Here is a 17,087-nt window from a genome sequence, read left to right as displayed (position 1 = left end):
AGCGCAATGAAAAACCCCGGAGCGCCGCTCCGGGGTTGTCTATCTCAAAACCGCGATCGGGTCAGATTTTGCCGGCGCGCTGTAGCGTCATCATATAGACGTCGTAGCTGTATTCGGCGACCTGGGCATAGAGGTAATGCTGGCCGCGGAAGCCCTTGATCGAGCCCCAGATCTTCTTGAAGGTCGGATTATTGGCTTCCATTTCCGCATAGACCTCATTGGCCTTGTCGAAGCAGGCATTCATGATCTCGGTGCTGAACGGACGGAGCTTCGCGCCTTCGGCAACGACGCGCTTGATGGCGGCCGGGTTCAGATAGTCGTATTTCTGCAGCATGTTGGCGTCCGTCGCCTGCGCGGCCGTGCGCAACAGAGACTGATAGGCCTTCGGCAAGCCCTCATAGGCCGCCTTGTTGAACATGACATGCACGGTCGGGCCGCCTTCCCACCAGCCGGGATAGTAGTAATAGGGCGCCACCTTATAGAAGCCGAGCTTTTCGTCGTCATAGGGGCCGACCCATTCGGCCGCATCGATCGTGCCTTTTTCCAGTGCCGGATAGATGTCGCCGCCGGCGATCTGCTGCGGCACGACGCCGAGGCGTTCGACCACTTTGCCGGCAAAGCCACCGATACGCATCTTCAGGCCCTTGAGATCGGCGACGGTATTGATTTCCTTGCGGAACCAGCCGCCCATCTGCACGCCGGTATTGCCGGCCGGGAAGCCGATCAGCCCCTGTGTCGCCAGGAACTCGTTGAACAGGTCGATGCCGCCGCCATGATATTGCCAGGCGTTCATGCCGCGCGCGTTGAGCGCGAAGGGAACGGCCGCCCCCAGGGCCCAGACCGGATCCTTGCCCCAGTAATAATAGGCGACCGAATGGCAGGCCTCGACTGTACCCGCCGATGTCGCGTCGGCTGCCTGCAGGCCGGGCACGATTTCGCCGGCCGCAAATACCTGGATGTTGAAATTGCCATCGGTCGCTTCCGAGACGTATTTCGACAGCACCTCGCCACCGCCATAAATCGTATCCAGCGACTTCGGAAACGACGACGTCAGGCGCCAATTGATCTTCGGATTGCTCTGGGCAATGGCCGGAGCGGCAAGGGTTGCAGCAGCTGCAACCGAGCCAGCGCCGGCGACGCCGGCTTTCCTCAGAAATGAACGACGATCCATATGTTACTCCCCCCGGATACGAGCAGGCGGGCTGGCCCGCTCTTCGTGATCACGCCGCAACTAACCATGCCGCTCGGCGCGTTTCAAGCGTATCTCAACGCCGCGCAACCATTGATCTAGGTGTCTGCGGCTGCGTTCGTTTGCAAGTCCGTCTTAGCGCACCATTTTGATACCGGCCTGGGCTACCAGATTGGTCGCCGGAACCGGAGCGCGCTTGTATTTCAGGGTGATGACCTTAAAGCCCTCTTTCTCGAGACGGCTCAGAAGAACAGGCAGCATTCTGACCGTGCGCTGGTGGATATCGTGCATCAGGACGATGCCGCGGCCGCGCTGATAGAGCTGCTTCATGGTGCGATCCACCACTGAAAGGGGCGTCGAGGTGAAGTAATCCTTGCTGTCGATATCCACGTCCATGACGATCATGTCCCGGGCGGCAATCGCCGTGCGCAGGCGCTTGGAATCGGCAAGATAGGGGAAACGGAAGAAGGGGACATCGGTGCCGATCGCCTTGGTCACGGCGTCCTTGCCGCGGGCGATCTCAGTCATCGCCATGTCGAAGGTCATCTTGTCGAGATCGGGATGGCGGAATGTGTGGCTGCCGATCGCGTCGCCATGAGCGAGAACCTCGCGCGCGGTCGCCGGATGCGCCTTGGCCATTTCGCCGACCATCATGAAGGCGGCCTTGACGCCGAACCTGTCGAGCGTGGCAAGGATGCGATCCGTCTTGCCGGGAGCCGGGCCATCGTCGAAGGTCAGGATGACTTCCTTGTCGGCGAGTTTGATATCCTTGAGCGAGGAGACTTCCAGCGTGCGGCCGGCAAGATCGTGCGGTCCGCCGGCATCCACCGCCGCGCGGGTCTCGAGATCGGCGACGAGCCATTTCTTCGGCTCCATCTCGACGGGATCATTGGCTTTCAGCGGCTTGTGACGCGGCTCTTCGGTCGCGTAGCCGCTCTTGAGCGATGCTTCGTTGGCAGGCTTCGTCGCACATCCTCCCAGAGCCAGGGACACGGCGAGGCCAGCCAGCAAAACACGGTAGTTCATCAGAATCGCTCAACAATATGTCTATGAAAGTTGAGCGTATTTTCCGCAGTTATGGTTAATGATCGGTTAGGATCGGCTGCAAGTTCCTTAACAGGCGGTCAGGTTTCAGCCGGCCATGCCGCTTTCGTATTCCGATGAAAGCTCCAGCCATTGCTCCTCGGCTGCGGCGAGTTTTTCGGCGGCATCCGAGCGCTGTTTTGCCTTTTCCGCAGCCTTTGCCGGTGCCTTTTCATAGAGGGCCGGGTCCGCAAGTTCCGCATCAAGTGCCTGAATCAACTTCTCAAGCTTGCCGGTCAAGGATTCGATTTCATTGATCTTCTTCTTGAGCGGCGCGAGCGACGCGCGCCGATCGGCGTTAAGTTTGCGCTGATCCGCCTTGGAAACGGAATCGTCGATGCCGTTCATCTTGGTCTTGTCGTCCTTCGACTTCGGGCTGGCGACGACGAGGCTGCGGTATTCTTCCAGATCGCCGTCGAAGGTCGCGACCGTGCCATCGCGCACCAACCAGAGCCGGTCGACGGTGGCTTCGATCAGATGACGGTCGTGCGAGATGAGGATGACCGCGCCGGAATAATCGTTCAGCGCCTGGATCAGCGCATTGCGGCTGTCGATGTCCAGATGGTTGGTCGGTTCGTCGAGGATCAGCAGGTTCGGCGCGTCGAAGGCAGCAAGACCCATCAGCAGCCGCGCCTTCTCGCCGCCCGAGAGATCCTTGACCTGCGTATCCATTTTCTCCGTCGCCAGGCCCATCTGCGCGACGCGGGCGCGCACCTTGGCCTCCGGCGTTTCGGGCATGCGGCGGCGAACATGTTCAACGGCCGTCTGGTTGGGGATGAGGTCGTCGAGTTGGTGCTGGGCGAAGAAGCCGATCTTCAGGCTCGGCGCCAGCTTGACGTCGCCGCTCTCCGCGCCGAGCCGGCCGGAAATGAATTTCGCGAAAGTCGACTTACCGTTGCCGTTCGAGCCGAGCAGGGCGATGCGGTCGTCGGCGTCGATGCGCAGGTTGAGGCGCTTCAGGATCGGCTTACCCGGCTCATAGCCGACGGCGCCGCCGCTGATCGCAATGATCGGCGACGCAGGCTGCTTCTCCGGCTCCGGAAAGCTGAAGCCCATCACATGGTCTTCGATGACGGCGGCGACGGTTCCCATCCGCTCCAGCGCCTTGACGCGCGATTGCGCCTGCTTGGCCTTGGAGGCCTTGGCCTTGAAGCGGTCGATGAAGCTCTGCAGGTGCTTGCGCGCGGCGTCATTCTTCGCCTTCGCCTTCATCTGCAGTTCGTCGGCCTCGGCCTTCTGCCGCTCGAACTGGTCGTATGAGCCGCGATAGAAGGTGAGCTTCTTCTGGTCGAGATGCACGATGGAATTGACCGCCTTGTTCAAAAGGTCGCGGTCGTGCGAGATGATGATGACCGTGTGTGGATACCGGCGAATATAATCCTCGAGCCATAGCGTGCCTTCGAGATCGAGATAGTTCGTCGGTTCGTCGAGCAGCAGGAGATCCGGCTCGGAAAACAAGACGGCGGCAAGGGCGACGCGCATGCGCCAGCCGCCCGAGAAGGAGGAGGCAGGACGCTTCTGCGCCTCGTGGTCGAAACCGAGGCCGGCAAGGATGCTAGCCGCGCGCGCTTCGGCCGAATGCGCGCCGATATCGGCAAGCCGGGTCTGGATATCGGCGATACGATGCGGATCGGTTGCTGTTTCGGCCTCCGCGAGCAACGCGGAACGTTCCTTGTCGGCCGCAAGCACGATATCGATCAGCGGATCCTCGGTGCCGGGAGCCTCCTGCGCGACCTGGCCGATGCGGGCATTGCGCGGGATCGAAGCCGAACCGCTTTCGGCGGCGAGATCGCCGGTGATGATCCTGAACAGCGTGGACTTGCCCGCGCCATTCTTGCCGACGAGACCCGCCTTCGCGCCCGCCGGAAGCGTCACGTTGGCATGGTCGATGAGAAGGCGGCCGGCAATGCGGGCGGAAAGGTCTGAAATCGAAATCATGGCGCGGTTTTGGCCGAACTCTGCGCCGAAGGCAAGAGCGCGAAGGCGCTTAGGCGTCGGCCTTTTGCGAGGGCTTCGAGAGGTTGGCGCAGTTGCGCAGCCGCTCGGTCAGCTCCGTTTCGTAGAGCATGAGGTTGCTGAGCGAGGCATTGAGGCTGTCGAGGGCAGCACTGCCATGCGGGGCGGCTTCGATCTCGCGAGAAAAATGCTGCTTCTGCATCAGCCCCTTGGCGAGCTGATCCGCGACTTCGCGCAGCATTTCGGCCGCATCGCTTTCTGATTTGCGCGCGACCAGTCCGCAATGGCTGACCAGGCGATGCTTCAGGCCAATCTCGTCGAGCCTACTTTGCGAGGGAAGGGGGCCAAGCGCCTCGATCTCTTCTGCAAGACAGCGGTCCTGGCCATAGAGCGCTTCATGGAAGAGCTGATAGTTGCGCGGCAGGTTCTTCACCTTCAGCCGCGTCATGAAGCGGCCGATGACCTCAAGCTCGGTTTCCGTTTCATCATCATCGATGGAATATGCCGAAACGCTTTTGTGCGAGTTCTTCATGCCTGCCTATGACCGTAAGCTGATATATCTCATCAATCTGCAGGTTCGCAGGTTAAGGGAACATGAACAAAACGGCCGATCCTCGTCACAGCGCAACAAAATGAGGCATGTGGTCAACGCCTGGGCGAAGGCGGGAATTGTAAGTTTGCCTCTTGCTACATCCACTGCTGCCCCTCGCTGCGCTGGAAGTGCAAGAGGTCCAGCACCAGTGACGGCTTGCCCATCGAGGTCAGGATCATATGGCATTGGCCGCGGTGATGGGTGTGGTGGTTGAACATATGGGCGATTGCCAGATGAAGAGGGTGGATGATAGCGCCGGGTCTGAGGACGGACGTATAGGTGACGTCAGCGGCAAGGGCAGCGGCATCGAGCGTGTCGACCCAGTCCATAATGCGCCGATCCTCCGCCTCGCGCGCCGCCCGAAGCCCTGCGAGATCCTCATGCAAAACGACCCCGAGAGCGGCGGGCGGTTCGCCCGTACCGTTGAAGCGATGCATCCACAGCCGGTCCGCCACCAGCAGATGGTTCAGCGTTCCGTGGAGCGAACCGAAGAAAGCGCCGCGATCTTCGTGAAATTCCGCATCACTGAGTTGGGCGGCTGCATCATAGACCTGAACATTGGCCCAACGATTGTAATCCGCGAGCATTCCGAAATGTCTGAGCATATGCTTCTCCTCCGTGGTCATGATGATGCTATGCGCGAAGTCCACCACTGAGCCGCCGTTTCGCTGCCCTCGATAATTGCGAATCGGGCGCTCGGACTGTGACGGCGGCGTGAAATTGGCCGATCCCCCTTGTTTTCGGGCTTTGGGGCAGGTAAACACCGCCCACTTTTCTCTGAATTACAAGGAATGGACCCATGGCGATTGAACGTACTTTCTCGATGATCAAGCCGGATGCGACGAAGCGCAACCTGACCGGCGCCATCACCAAGGTTTTTGAAGACAACGGCCTGCGTGTCATCGCCTCCAAGCGCGTCTGGATGAGCAAGCGCGAAGCCGAAGGCTTCTACGCCGTGCACAAGGAACGTCCCTTCTTCGGTGAACTCGTCGAAGGCATGACTTCCGGCCCGACCATCGTTCAGGTCCTGGAAGGCGAAAACGCCATCCTGAAGAACCGCGAAATCATGGGCGCGACCAACCCGGCAAACGCTGACGAAGGCACCATCCGCAAGACCTTCGCGCTTTCGATCGGCGAAAACTCCGTTCACGGCTCGGACGCTCCGGAAACGGCTGCCGTCGAAATCGCCTACTGGTTCTCGGAAACCGAAATCGTCGGCTGAATCGGCCTCTCAGCTTTGGTGCTGAACGATTTGAATTGATTCATGAAAGCCGGGAGATCATCCCGGCTTTTTTCACGCCGGGCAGGCGGCATCATGCCCGTAATCGGCGCTGCCGTCACCCTTGAAAACATCCGGGTTGGCGGTATAGACAGGGCCGACCACGAGCGGCTTCGTCGGCAGCACCGTCTGGTCGAGGTCGGATTTGACTTCGGTCTTGATTGTCTGGATCGTCTTGTCGCCGGCGTCCACCAGCTTGATCGAGACGGAATAGGGGCGGTCCTTGCGCACACAGCGCAGGTCCGGGCTTTCCAGCGTGATCTTGTCCCAGAAGGTATAGATCTTCTGGTTGACGACAAGCGGATCGCCGCCGGCCGGATTTTCGAATTCCGCAACGGCTGTCGTTCCCTCCGGGATCGGAGCGATCTTCTTCAGCGTGATCATGTAGCTCGCGCTCGCCACGCGGTAGTTGAACACGAAGAGGCGGCCGGTGAGCTGGGTAGGGCCTTCATCGTCTTTCCTCTGGCAGCCGGCCAGCGACAGGCCGGCGATTATCCCAATGCTCATCGTTGTCAGCATGATCTTTCGCGTTGTCATGGCGCAGTCTCCTCCTTCTTGCGCCGGTAGTGCCGGCTTGCCTTGGCGCGGTTGCCGCAGACCGCCATGTCGCACCAGGCGCGGCTCTTGTTCTTGCTGCGGTCGATGAAGAGCCAGCCGCAGTTGCGGCATATTTTCATTCGCTCCGGATCGGGCATGGCAATGAGCCGCAGTGTCGAGTGCACGGTCGCTGCATCTAGCCCATCGGCCGAGGCTCGCCTCATCACTTTCGCCAGCGCCTCCAGCAGGTCCGCGAGCAGCGTGTCGGCGGCGCCGTCCAGCACGCGGGCCCGAAAATAGCGGTCGATCGCTTCGCGCAATCCGATGAAGTCGTCCTTGTTCTCCTGTTTCACCGGCAGGATATTGCCGAAGAGCGCCCGCTCGGCGCAGAAATTCACGGCTGCCTTCGGAAAGCTCTCCATCTGTCCATGCGCTTCAAAACGGTCGATCCGGCGCTCGTCGTCATGGCGCAGGATGACGCTGTTGGCGACATCGAGCGCAAGTGCGCCGCCTGAAAAGCGATGTGGGGTCCAGGAAAAGCTCATGGCGAAAATTATAACTGGTAAAAATCATTTTGCCAGTTACTATTTGCTCGTTCCTCGGAGGGGTGAATGGCCTATCTTCTGCAGCAATTGGCGAATGCCGTTCCGCTCGCTGCACTCTATGCGGCGCTGGCCTTCGGTTATTCCATTGCGTTCGGGGTCATGAAGCGGGCCGATATCACCTATGGCGCGCTGTTCGCCTTTGCCGGCCAGATGCTCGTGCTCTTTACCGATGTCGGCTACACGAAAATGTATCTGATCCTGCCGGCGGCCTTTGCTTTCGGTGCGGTTGTCGCCGTCGGCTACACGCTCGGCAGCAGCCTTCTCATCGGCCGCGCGATCATGCTGCCGCTGTCGCGCAAGTCTCCGAATACCGTGATCGTTGCAGCACTCGGCATGATGATCATCCTGATGGAAACCGCGCGGCTGGCCTCCAACACGCGCGGCATCTGGCTGCCGCCTTTTCTGAACGGTGCGATCGTCTTCTGGGATAGCGGCGATTTCCGTGTGACGCTTACCGAAATTCAGTTGCTCAATACCGCCCTGATGATTCTCGTCATTCTCGCAGGCGCCTACCTCCTGAAATGCACGGGATGGGGCCGCATCTGGCGGGCGGTGACCGACGACGCTCTTGCCGCCGAACTTTGCGGCGCCAGCGCCAACCGCGTCTTCCTGCTGGCCTATGTTGCCTCTGCCTTGGTCGCGACCATCTGCGGCCTACTCGCCACCTCCTACTACGGAACGATGGATTTCGGGGCAGGGCTGATGTTCGGGCTCAAGGTGCTGATGATCGCGGCGGTCGGCGGTTATTCCGATCCGCTGAAGTCGGCAGCTGGAGCAGCACTCCTCGGCCTCACCGAAACCATGTGGGGTGCCTACGGCCCGTTCCTGTGGCGCGATTTCGTCATCTTCTCGCTGCTTGTACTGCTGCTGGTCTTGAGCCGGCGAGAGCGCGTCGTGCCTTAAACCTATTTATTGCCGGTCCATTTGTCCCGCGCCGCATCGTCGGCATCCTTGGCGGAAACCCAGCCGCCTTGCGCGCCATCCCTGCCATGCTCCTTCTTCCAGAAGGGCGCGGAGGTTTTCAGGAAATCCATGACGAAATTGGCGCCGTCGAAGGCGGCCTGGCGATGGGGTGCGGCGGCGATGACGAGAACGATGTTCTCGCCGGGTGCGATCTTGCCGTAGCGATGGATGGCGGTGAGGCCAAGAAGCTCGAAGCGTTCGATGGCGAGGCTGGCGATGCGGGTGATCTCTGCCTCCGCCATGCCGGGATAATGTTCGAGTTCCAGCGCACCAAGCGCGCCGCCTTCATCGCGGCAGAGACCGGAGAAGGTCACGACCGCGCCGATGTCGTGCCGCCCGTCGGTCAGCCGGTCGATCTCCGCCTGGAGATCGAAATCCTCGCGCTGAACTTTGACGAATGGTGAAATCATCGCAATTTCCTCGATCGTCCTCGCAATCAGGCTGAGGACCTTCCAGCCCTTCGCTTTGGCTCAAGGCGTTCGTCGCTGCAATCGATTCACTGGATCGATTGCTCGGGCCGTCGCCCGACCGCTCCTCACCCCCCCGTCATCGGCGGGAAGAGCCCGATCTCCCGCGCTCCGGCGATGGGCTCGTCGTGATCGGCGTGTTCCATATCGACAGCGACGCGGATCGCCTCGGGGAATTGAAGCGCTGCCTCGTATTCCTCGCCCAAGCCCTTCAAATGACCGAGAAGATCGCCGACGGTGACGACATCGGCGGGAAGGGAAATCTCCTCTTCCGCTTTGCCGATCCGTTCACGCACCCAGGCGAAATAGACGAGTTTCGTCATCATTCCTCATCCACGACATGCTTCAGCCCGGCCCGGAAATAGTCGTAGCCGGTGTAGATGGTCAGCAGTGCTGCGACCCAAAGCAGGACGATGCCCATCTCCGTCGTATAGGGTAGCACCTTGTCGCCTGCCGGCCCAGCCAGAAGGAAGGCGATGGCCACGAGCTGGGCGGTCGTCTTCCATTTCGCGATCCGCGTCACGGGAACGCTCACCTTCAGCCCGGCCATATATTCGCGCAGGCCCGAGACCAGGATTTCGCGGCAGAGGATGATGATCGCAGCCCAGAGCGACCAGCCGGCGATCGTGCCGTCGGCGGCCACCAGCAGCAGGATCGCCGAGACCAGCAGCTTGTCGGCGATCGGGTCGAGCATGCGGCCGATATTCGAGGTCTGGTTCCAGATCCGCGCGAGATAACCGTCGAGGAAATCGGTGATCGAGGCGATGACGAAGATCCAGAGCGCGATCCATCGCGCGAAATCGGAGCCTTCGAGTTTGCCTTCGATGAAAAAGCAAAGAACGATCAGGGGTACGCAGAGAATGCGGCCGTAGGTGAGCAGATTGGGGATGCTGTAAGCGCGCGAAGCCATGGAAATCGTTTCGTTTCGGTTATCTCGGCGGACCGCGATGAGTTTCCGTTTCGGTCTCATCGTACTCCGGGCATTTGATTGTCTTGATCTTCTCCAAAAACCGCTTCGCACTTTTTGGGACCAAGTCCTAGATGATGGTTTGGCAACCTTATCGTCAATATTGTTTCTGTTTTTTCACCGCTATTGCGTGGAATTTGCGACCAGCTTTTTCTATTTCGCGGCGTCCTCATGAAAATGGTTGTAGACCTGCCGCGCCACGGCTTCGGAGATGCCTTCCACTGCCATCAGATCCGAGAGGCCGGCGCGCGAAACGGCTTTCGCGGTACCGAAATGCTGCAGCAATGCGCGCTTGCGCGAAGGACCGATGCCGCCGATCTCGTCCAGCGGGTTTTTGACCATCTCCTTCTTGCGGCGGGCTCGGTGCGAACCGATGGCGAAGCGGTGTGCCTCGTCGCGCAGGCGCTGGATGAAATAGAGTACGGGGTCGCGCGGCGGCAGCGTGAAGCTTTCGCGCGAAGGGGCGAAGAAGCGCTCGCGCCCGGCATCGCGATCGACGCCCTTGGCAACGCCGATGGCGATGACGCTGTCGGTGATCCCGAGCTCCTCGAGAATGGCGCGCACCGCCGTCATCTGCCCCTGGCCGCCGTCGATGAGGATGATATCGGGCCAGGCCGGGAAGGGGCGATCGGCGGCATCCACGGTCGCGTCGGCTGCAGCTGAGCGGTCAGGCTTGCCTTCTTCCTTCAATAGCCGGGAGAAGCGGCGGGTCATGACCTCGCGCATCATGCCGAAGTCGTCGCCCGGCGTGATGTCGGTCGATTTGATGTTGAACTTGCGATACTGGTTTTTCACGAAGCCTTCTGGCCCGGCGACAACCATGCCGCCGACCGCATTCGTGCCCATGATATGGGAGTTGTCGTAGATCTCGATGCGCTGCGGCACGTAGGGAAGCTTGAACGTTTCCTTGAAGCCTTCGAGCAGCCGAGATTGCGAAGCGGTTTCCGCAAGCTTGCGGCCATGCGCCTCGCGGGCATTGGCGATGACGTGTTCGACCAGATCGCGCTTCTCGCCGCGTTGCGGCACGAGGATCGCAACCTTGTGGCTGGCCTTCTCGCTGAGGGCCGCCGCCAGCAGCTCGATTTCCTCGATCGTCTCCGACAACAGGATCTGCCGCGGCACCGGCTTGTCGTCATAAAACTGCGCCAGGAAGGCGTTCAGCACCTCGGCCCCCGAGAGCGACGGGTCGGCTTTCGGGAAATAGGCGCGATTGCCCCAGTTCTGGCCTGTGCGGAAGAAGAAGACCTGGATGCAGGAAATGCCGCCCTCGTGGTGGATGGCGAAGACATCGGCCTCTTCGACGCCGGCGGGATTGATGCCCTGATGGCTCTGCACATGCGACAGCGCCGCCAGACGGTCGCGGAAAATAGCAGCGCGCTCGAAATCCAGATCCTCGGCGGCGGCGTTCATCGCCTCGGCCATGTGGGCCTTGACGTTCTGGCTTTTGCCCGAAAGGAAGTCCTTTGCCTCCTGCACCAGTTCGCCGTAACCCGCATCGCTGATCTCATGCGTGCAGGGTCCGGAACAGCGCTTGATCTGATAGAGAAGGCAGGGCCGCGTGCGCGTCTCGAAGACGCTATCGGTACAGGTGCGGATCAGGAAGGCGCGCTGCAGCGAATTGATGGTGCGGCCGACGGCGCCGGCTGATGCGAATGGGCCGAAATACTCACCCTTGCGCGCGCGGGCGCCGCGATGCTTGAAGATCGCCGGCGCGCGATGATCGCCCGTGATGAGGATATAGGGGAAGGATTTGTCGTCGCGCAGCAGGACGTTGAAGCGCGGGCGCAAACGCTTGATCAGATTCGCTTCCAGCAGCAGCGCTTCCGTCTCCGTGCGCGTGGTGACGAATTCCATATTGGCGGTTTCGCGCACCATGCGGGCGATGCGGTTGGAATGGACCTTGCCCAAGGCATAGTTGGAGACGCGCTTCTTCAGGCTGCGTGCCTTGCCAACGTAGAGCACGTCACCACCCTCGTTGAACATACGGTAGACGCCGGGATTGTTCGGCAGCCGCTTGACGAATTCGGCAATCAACTCGGCGCCGCGAAGCCCGGTCTCGTTTTTGCCGCCCTCGTTCCAGTCGACGGGCGCAACAGGGGAGGCGGCGGCATCGCCCTCCACCTCGATGTCGTCTTCGATATCGTCTGATTCGTCGTAGAGAATGCCGCCATCGGGCAGCTTTCTTCCGTTCATTCCGCACTCTCCGACACGTCTGGCGTTTCCCAGGCAAGGTGCTGGCCGCCATCGAGCGCTATCATTTGGCCCGTGATCGAGGGCGTGTCAAAAAGAAAGCGGATGGTCCGGCCGAATTCTTCGAGCCCCGGCGCCGCCTTTAATATGAGGCCGTCGATCTGTGCTTGAAAGTCCTCTTCGCTCTGCCGCACGCTGCGCACTGTCGGTCCCGGGCCGATGGCATTGACGCGGATGCGGGGTGCGAAACTCTGCGCCATCGTCTGTGTCGCCGTCCAAAGCGCTGCCTTCGACAGCGTATAGGAATAGAAGCGCGGATTGAGCGCCCAGACCCGCTGGTCGACCATGTTGACGATCAGTCCCGGATGCGGTTCGGGAAGCTGCCGCACGAAATCGGCCGCCAGGATCGAAGGCGCGCGAACATGCACCGCGAAATGCGCCTCGAAGGCTTCCGCATCGAAACGATAGGCGGAATCGCCGAGGAAGGCGGACGCATTGTTGACCAGGAGATCGAGCGGGCCGAGGGCATCCGTGGCCCTTTCGACAAGGGTTGACGTTTCGGCCAAATCTTGCAGATCGGCCTTGATCGCAATCGCCTTTCGGCCCATTTGCTGCAATTTCGCCACAATCTCCGCCGCCTCGGCAAGGGATTGATTGGCATGCAGCGCCACCGCAAAGCCGTTAGCCGACAAATCCTCGGCAATTGCCCTGCCTATTCTTTTGGAAGCGCCCGTTATCAACGCCGTGCGTAGTTTTTCCTGGCTCAAGAGATTGCCTTTTGCTCGTCGTTATCCGTTCGACGCTCATATAGGGCGTCGATACACCATATGAAAAGATGCATGAGCAAATGACGCTCTTTGAGGCTTCTTATGTAAAGCTTGAGATATATTTAGATTAAAATAAGTATACACGCTTTAACCATTGGTTATGGTTAACAATTCCTCTGTTGCGATGAAGCAACATCGAAATTCAGCCATGTCTGTGCCACAATGATATCATATTTTGGCTCTTCCAATTCCTCATTTGCATTCCAATTTCAACCTCGATCCGGGAGGGATATTTTTTAATTGCTCGTGGCGCTTCGAAGTCTAGGACAGTAAGCGGGGCACACGGGACTGAAAGGAGAAAAGTATGCGTACTCTTATCACGACCCTTATGGTCTCCGCTTTCGCTCTCGGCGGTTACACCGCAGCTCAGGCTGCTGACGCTGTTGAGCAGATTCCGCAGCCGCCCGTCGCTCAGGAAGCAGCTCCGGCCATCAACAATTGGTCCGGCTTCTACATCGGTGGCGCTGGCGACTGGCACAAAGGTCACTTCACCCGCAACGGCAACGCCTACGGCTTCGGTGGCCAGGCCTTCACCGGCTACAACTGGCAGCAGGGCCAGATCGTATATGGTGTTGAAGCTGACCTCGGCTACTCCGGCGCCGACGCGACCCGCAACGGCCTGACCGCCAAGAACGGCGTCAACGGCTCGGTTCGCGGCCGCCTCGGTTACGATTTCAACCCGTTCATGCTGTACGGCACGGCCGGTCTGGCAATCGGCCAGAACAAGCTCTCCGACGACACCTCGTCTGACAGCAAGACGGCTGTTGGCTACACGGTTGGTGCAGGTGCTGAAACCTTCATCACCAACAACATCACGGCTCGTCTCGAGTACCGTTACACGGACTACGGCAAGAAGACCTTCAACCTCGACTCCGGCAACTTTTCGCGTGGCTACGACGAGCAGAGCGTCAAGGTTGGTATCGGCGTCAAGTTCTAATCATTTGACGGCATTGAATGAAGAAAAAGCCGGGGTTTGCGCCCCGGCTTTTTCCGTTTCATGGTGCTGACTGTTTAAGCGAAGTCCTTCGGGAAGTCCGTCGAGACGGCCAGTTCGCGCCAGTCGGCCAATTCCCTGGCGACATAGTCATTCTTGGCCTCGATCGCGCCGACCGTATCGGAGCCGAAGGGCATGCGCAGCGGCGGGTTGGCCGAATGTGCAAGCGTGATCATCGATTTTGCAAGCCGTTTGGGATCGCCGGGCTGGCCGTGATTGTGGCCGGCGGCGAAATCGCGCATCGCGCCTGCCGGTGTGTCCTTGTAGTCGGCAATCGAGCTCGGGCTGACGGCGAGCGAGCTTTCGTCAAGGAAGTCGGTCCGGAAGAAACCGGGTTCGACGACGGTAACCTTGATACCGAGCGGCGGCAGTTCCGCCGCCATTGCCTCGGACAGACCTTCGATGGCGAACTTTGTCGAGCAATAGACGCCCCAACCGGCAAAGCTCTGATAACCGCCGACCGAGGACATGTTGATCACATGGCCCGAGCGCTGCCGGCGCATATGCGGCAGGACGGCGCGGGTCACCTTCAGTAGGCCGAAGACATTGGTCGCATAGAGCTTCTCGATCTCCTCGGCGGTTGCCTCTTCCACCGCACCCAGCAGCCCGTAGCCGGCATTGTTGGCCAAGATATCGATCTTGCCGAAGCGCCTGACGGCTGCCGCGGCGGCTTCATGGGCCTGCGTCTCGTTCGAAACGTCGAGGGCGACGGGCAGGAGGTTCGGGTGATTGCCGAACTTTTCCGCCAGGCCGGCGGGGTTACGGGCGGTTGCAACGACGGCGTCGCCGGCGGTGAGGGCTTCCTGGGCGATGAGGGCGCCGAAGCCGCGGGAAGCACCTGTAATGAACCAAACACGCATGACTTTCTCCTTCGTAGGTTAGTAATTCCGTGGGTGGAATTCGTTTGCAGGAGAAAGGTAGCTTGATGGCACCGTTGAGATAATCTACTTTCTATTCCATAAAGTGCTGAGAAAATCTCATCAATGCGACGCATCCGTTCGACCGATCTGGCGATCTTCCTGGCGATTGCGCAACACCGCAGCTTTCGCAAGGCGGCGGTGGAACTCGGCGTGACCGCCTCCGCGCTCAGCCATTCGCTGCGGGCGATCGAGGAGCGGCTGGATGTGCGGCTGGTCAATCGCACCACCCGCGGCGTCGGGCTGACGGAGGCCGGCGAGCGCCTGTTTGACCGCATCCGCCCGGCTTTCCTCGATATCGACGATGCGCTCGATGATCTCGATAAATTCCGAAGCCAGCCCTACGGCAAGCTGCGCATCAATGCCCCGCGCCCCGCCGCCAAGATGGTGTTGCTGCCGATCGTGTCACGGTTCCTGAAGGCTTACCCGGCCATTGAAGTGGAAATCGTAGTGGACGATGCACTCGTGGACACGGTCTCTGCCGGTTTCGACGCCGGGATAAGATTCGGTGAAAGAATCGCCGCCGATATGATCGCGATTGCCATCGGTCCCCGCCAGCGGACGGCGATCGTCGGCTCGCCCGAATATTTTCAGCGCTTCCCCAAACCGGTCACGCCCCATGATCTGAAAGATCACCCCTGCATCCGCTACCGTTTCGCGAGCGGCACCTATTATCGCTGGGAGTTCGAACGCGGGGGCATCGAGCTGGAGATCGACGTACAGGGGCCGCTGACGCTTGGCGATCTCGACATAATGCGGGATGCCGCCATCAATGGCTCCGGTCTTGCCTTCCTGTTTGAGGATCACGCGTTGCCGGCTCTGGAGGATGGCCGGCTGATCCGCGTGCTGGAGGACTGGTGCCCCTACTATCCGGGCTTCTTCCTCTATTACCCGAGCCGCCGGCAACTACCGACGGCTTTGCGTGCCTTCGTCGATTTCGTCAGGAACGAAGGTTCCCGTCGCAGCTAAGCCCGATGGCGTCAGACCTGCGGCTTCATCGCCGGAAAATCAGGGAAATGCTTTTCGAACTTATGTGCCCAGTCAATCAAGCCCGCGTGGTCCGCTTCCCATTGCCCTTCGAAGCGGAGCTGCAGATAGCCGACGAGGGCGGCAAGCGCGAAGTGACCCGCATGCAGCTTCTTGCCGATCTTCGGCGGCTCGGCGTCGAGATGGGTGAGGGCGCGGCTGACCTTCATCCACTGCCGGTCGATCCAGGGCTGATGCTGCTTTTCCATCTCGCGAAAGCGGCGCTCGTAGACGATCGAGAGCAGGCACTCGTTGGTACCATCGATCAAGGCCTCCAGAATCTCGATTTCGGTGCGCTTGCCCTTCTTCGACGGATAGAGCCCGCCTTCGCGACGATCGAAATAATGCATGATGGCGCGGCTGTCGAAAATGGCGCCCTCGTCGGTCAGCAAAGTCGGGATCTTGCCGAGCGGATTGTTGTCGATGAGGAGCGTCGGCCCGGCATTGGTGTCGACGTGGATTTCCTCCAGCTTGATGCCGAGATGGCGCGCTGCCATGCGCACCTTGCTGGAGAAGGGGGAGGTGGACGAGCAAAGAAGTCTCATGAAATCACCTGTGGGGTATGTCTGAAAAATCTCAATGTTCGCCGCGCAGCCAGAATGCGCGCTGCGAGGCGAAGCGGTCCTGCGCCAGAATATCCTTCAAGGCAGGCAGCAGCGCATGCAACTCGTCCTTCAGCGTAAAGGGCGGGTTGACGATGATGAGGCCGGAACCGGTGAGCCCGGTGAAGCCGCGATCACTTTTGACCGTCAACTCGGCGCAGAGCATTTTCGGGATTTCCAGCGCCTGTAAGGCCTCGTGAAACGGCTTGATCGGCGCATCCTTCTTGATCGGATACCATAGGCAGTAGGTGCCGCCGGGGAAGCGGCGCCAGGCCTTCGCCAGGCCGTCGATCAGCCGCTCATATTCGCCTTCCTCTTCGAACGGTGGATCGACGAGCACGATGCCGCGCTTTTCCTTCGGCGGCAGATGTGCTCCCAACGCCAGCCAGCCGTCGAGCTCGGTGATACGAGCGTGGTGGTCGCCCTCGAAAAGGCGGTGCAGCCGCTGGAAGTCGTCCGGATGCAGTTCCATCGCCGAAAGCCGGTCCTGCGGGCGGAACAGCATGCGGGCAAGCTTCGGCGAGCCGGGATAGAGCCTGACGCCGCCTTCGGGGTTCAGCTCGCGGACGGCGGTAAGATAGGGTTCCAGCAGATCGGCCACCTGCGGCACGAGTTCCGCCTCCAGCACCCTGCCGATGCCGTCGCGCCATTCGCCGGTCTTCTGCGCTTCCTCGGAGGAAAGATCGTAGAGCCCGATGCCGGCATGCGTGTCGAGAACGCGAAATGCCTTGTCCTTGTTCTGCATGTAGCGGACGAGGCGCGCGAGGATAGCGTGTTTCAAGACATCGGCAAAATTGCCCGCGTGATAGATGTGCCGATAGTTCATTGTCGGTGAAGTCCGCATGAATTGTTGAGATGGGCCGGATTGTCTCTAGTGGCCGCGCATCGCTTGA

General features: G+C 60.2%; 19 protein-coding genes. 4 read left to right on the top strand and 15 right to left on the bottom strand.

Going from position 1 to position 17,087, the window contains the following annotated elements:
• Positions 1-61: 61 nt before the first annotated feature.
• The 5 genes from ACPYOP_RS10100 to ACPYOP_RS10080 form a co-directional block, all read right to left on the bottom strand.
• Positions 62-1,171, bottom strand: coding sequence for a TRAP transporter substrate-binding protein (locus ACPYOP_RS10100; RefSeq protein ID WP_120663487.1), 1,110 nt, complete (start codon positions 1,169-1,171; stop codon positions 62-64).
• 153 nt (positions 1,172-1,324) lie between these two features.
• Complete coding sequence (locus ACPYOP_RS10095; protein ID WP_481410249.1) at positions 1,325-2,215, bottom strand: polysaccharide deacetylase family protein; 891 nt, start codon at positions 2,213-2,215, stop codon at positions 1,325-1,327.
• 105 nt (positions 2,216-2,320) lie between these two features.
• Positions 2,321-4,210, bottom strand: a complete 1,890-nt coding sequence (locus ACPYOP_RS10090; RefSeq protein ID WP_481410248.1) for an ATP-binding cassette domain-containing protein — start codon at positions 4,208-4,210, stop codon at positions 2,321-2,323.
• A 49-nt stretch (positions 4,211-4,259) separates the two neighbouring features.
• Positions 4,260-4,760, bottom strand: a complete 501-nt coding sequence (locus ACPYOP_RS10085; protein WP_481410326.1) for a hypothetical protein — start codon at positions 4,758-4,760, stop codon at positions 4,260-4,262.
• Between the two features lie 155 nt (positions 4,761-4,915).
• Entirely contained in the window at positions 4,916-5,425 is a 510-nt protein-coding gene (locus ACPYOP_RS10080; protein WP_481410247.1) for a DinB family protein, read from the bottom strand.
• A 194-nt stretch (positions 5,426-5,619) separates the two neighbouring features.
• Here ACPYOP_RS10080 and ndk point away from each other — a divergent pair, with 194 nt between their 5' ends.
• On the top strand, positions 5,620-6,042 hold the full coding sequence (ndk, locus tag ACPYOP_RS10075) for a nucleoside-diphosphate kinase (protein WP_004122188.1): 423 nt from the start codon (positions 5,620-5,622) through the stop codon (positions 6,040-6,042).
• Between the two features lie 72 nt (positions 6,043-6,114).
• Here the strand turns inward: ndk and ACPYOP_RS10070 are convergent, their stop codons facing one another.
• Entirely contained in the window at positions 6,115-6,636 is a 522-nt protein-coding gene (locus ACPYOP_RS10070; RefSeq protein WP_481410246.1) for a hypothetical protein, read from the bottom strand.
• Positions 6,633-7,181, bottom strand: coding sequence for a CGNR zinc finger domain-containing protein (locus ACPYOP_RS10065; RefSeq protein ID WP_481410245.1), 549 nt, complete (start codon positions 7,179-7,181; stop codon positions 6,633-6,635). Before ACPYOP_RS10065 ends, ACPYOP_RS10070 begins: the two co-directional genes overlap by 4 nt.
• 66 nt (positions 7,182-7,247) lie before the next feature.
• On the opposite strand from ACPYOP_RS10065, the gene ACPYOP_RS10060 reads away from it, so the two are divergent.
• A complete protein-coding gene (locus ACPYOP_RS10060) occupies positions 7,248-8,144 on the top strand; it encodes a branched-chain amino acid ABC transporter permease (protein ID WP_481410244.1) in 897 nt (298 codons plus the stop codon).
• Positions 8,145-8,146: 2 nt separating this feature from the next.
• Here ACPYOP_RS10060 and ACPYOP_RS10055 read toward each other — a convergent pair whose 3' ends face one another.
• The 5 genes from ACPYOP_RS10055 to ACPYOP_RS10035 form a co-directional block, all read right to left on the bottom strand.
• Positions 8,147-8,614, bottom strand: a complete 468-nt coding sequence (locus ACPYOP_RS10055; RefSeq protein WP_481410243.1) for a molybdenum cofactor biosynthesis protein MoaE — start codon at positions 8,612-8,614, stop codon at positions 8,147-8,149.
• Between the two features lie 125 nt (positions 8,615-8,739).
• Positions 8,740-8,994 (bottom strand): molybdopterin converting factor subunit 1, encoded by a 255-nt coding sequence (gene moaD / locus ACPYOP_RS10050; protein ID WP_481410323.1) that lies wholly within the window; start codon positions 8,992-8,994, stop codon positions 8,740-8,742.
• Complete coding sequence (pgsA, locus tag ACPYOP_RS10045) at positions 8,994-9,581, bottom strand: CDP-diacylglycerol--glycerol-3-phosphate 3-phosphatidyltransferase (protein WP_481410242.1); 588 nt, start codon at positions 9,579-9,581, stop codon at positions 8,994-8,996. The genes moaD and pgsA overlap by 1 nt, the downstream gene beginning before the upstream one ends.
• A gap of 210 nt (positions 9,582-9,791) precedes the next feature.
• Positions 9,792-11,831 (bottom strand): excinuclease ABC subunit UvrC, encoded by a 2,040-nt coding sequence (gene uvrC, locus ACPYOP_RS10040; RefSeq protein WP_481410241.1) that lies wholly within the window; start codon positions 11,829-11,831, stop codon positions 9,792-9,794.
• Positions 11,828-12,595, bottom strand: coding sequence for an SDR family oxidoreductase (locus ACPYOP_RS10035; protein WP_481410240.1), 768 nt, complete (start codon positions 12,593-12,595; stop codon positions 11,828-11,830). The genes uvrC and ACPYOP_RS10035 overlap by 4 nt, the downstream gene beginning before the upstream one ends.
• A 364-nt stretch (positions 12,596-12,959) precedes the next feature.
• On the opposite strand from ACPYOP_RS10035, the gene ACPYOP_RS10030 reads away from it, so the two are divergent.
• A complete protein-coding gene (locus tag ACPYOP_RS10030; protein ID WP_481410239.1) occupies positions 12,960-13,592 on the top strand; it encodes an outer membrane protein in 633 nt (210 codons plus the stop codon).
• A 74-nt stretch (positions 13,593-13,666) separates the two neighbouring features.
• Here the strand turns inward: ACPYOP_RS10030 and ACPYOP_RS10025 are convergent, their stop codons facing one another.
• On the bottom strand, positions 13,667-14,509 hold the full coding sequence (locus ACPYOP_RS10025; protein ID WP_481410238.1) for an oxidoreductase: 843 nt from the start codon (positions 14,507-14,509) through the stop codon (positions 13,667-13,669).
• A gap of 123 nt (positions 14,510-14,632) precedes the next feature.
• Between ACPYOP_RS10025 and ACPYOP_RS10020 the strand changes: the two genes are divergently transcribed.
• Positions 14,633-15,535, top strand: coding sequence for a LysR family transcriptional regulator (locus tag ACPYOP_RS10020; protein ID WP_481410237.1), 903 nt, complete (start codon positions 14,633-14,635; stop codon positions 15,533-15,535).
• An 11-nt stretch (positions 15,536-15,546) separates the two neighbouring features.
• Here the strand turns inward: ACPYOP_RS10020 and ACPYOP_RS10015 are convergent, their stop codons facing one another.
• Complete coding sequence (locus tag ACPYOP_RS10015; protein WP_481410236.1) at positions 15,547-16,137, bottom strand: glutathione S-transferase; 591 nt, start codon at positions 16,135-16,137, stop codon at positions 15,547-15,549.
• A 31-nt stretch (positions 16,138-16,168) separates the two neighbouring features.
• Complete coding sequence (locus tag ACPYOP_RS10010; protein WP_481410235.1) at positions 16,169-17,020, bottom strand: 23S rRNA (adenine(2030)-N(6))-methyltransferase RlmJ; 852 nt, start codon at positions 17,018-17,020, stop codon at positions 16,169-16,171.
• Between the last annotated feature and the right edge of the window lie 67 nt (positions 17,021-17,087).

This window comes from Rhizobium sp. KNZ2-6A, assembly GCF_056755475.1.
Note: the sequence above shows the minus strand (reverse complement) of the source record. Positions and strands in the feature narration are given on the sequence as shown.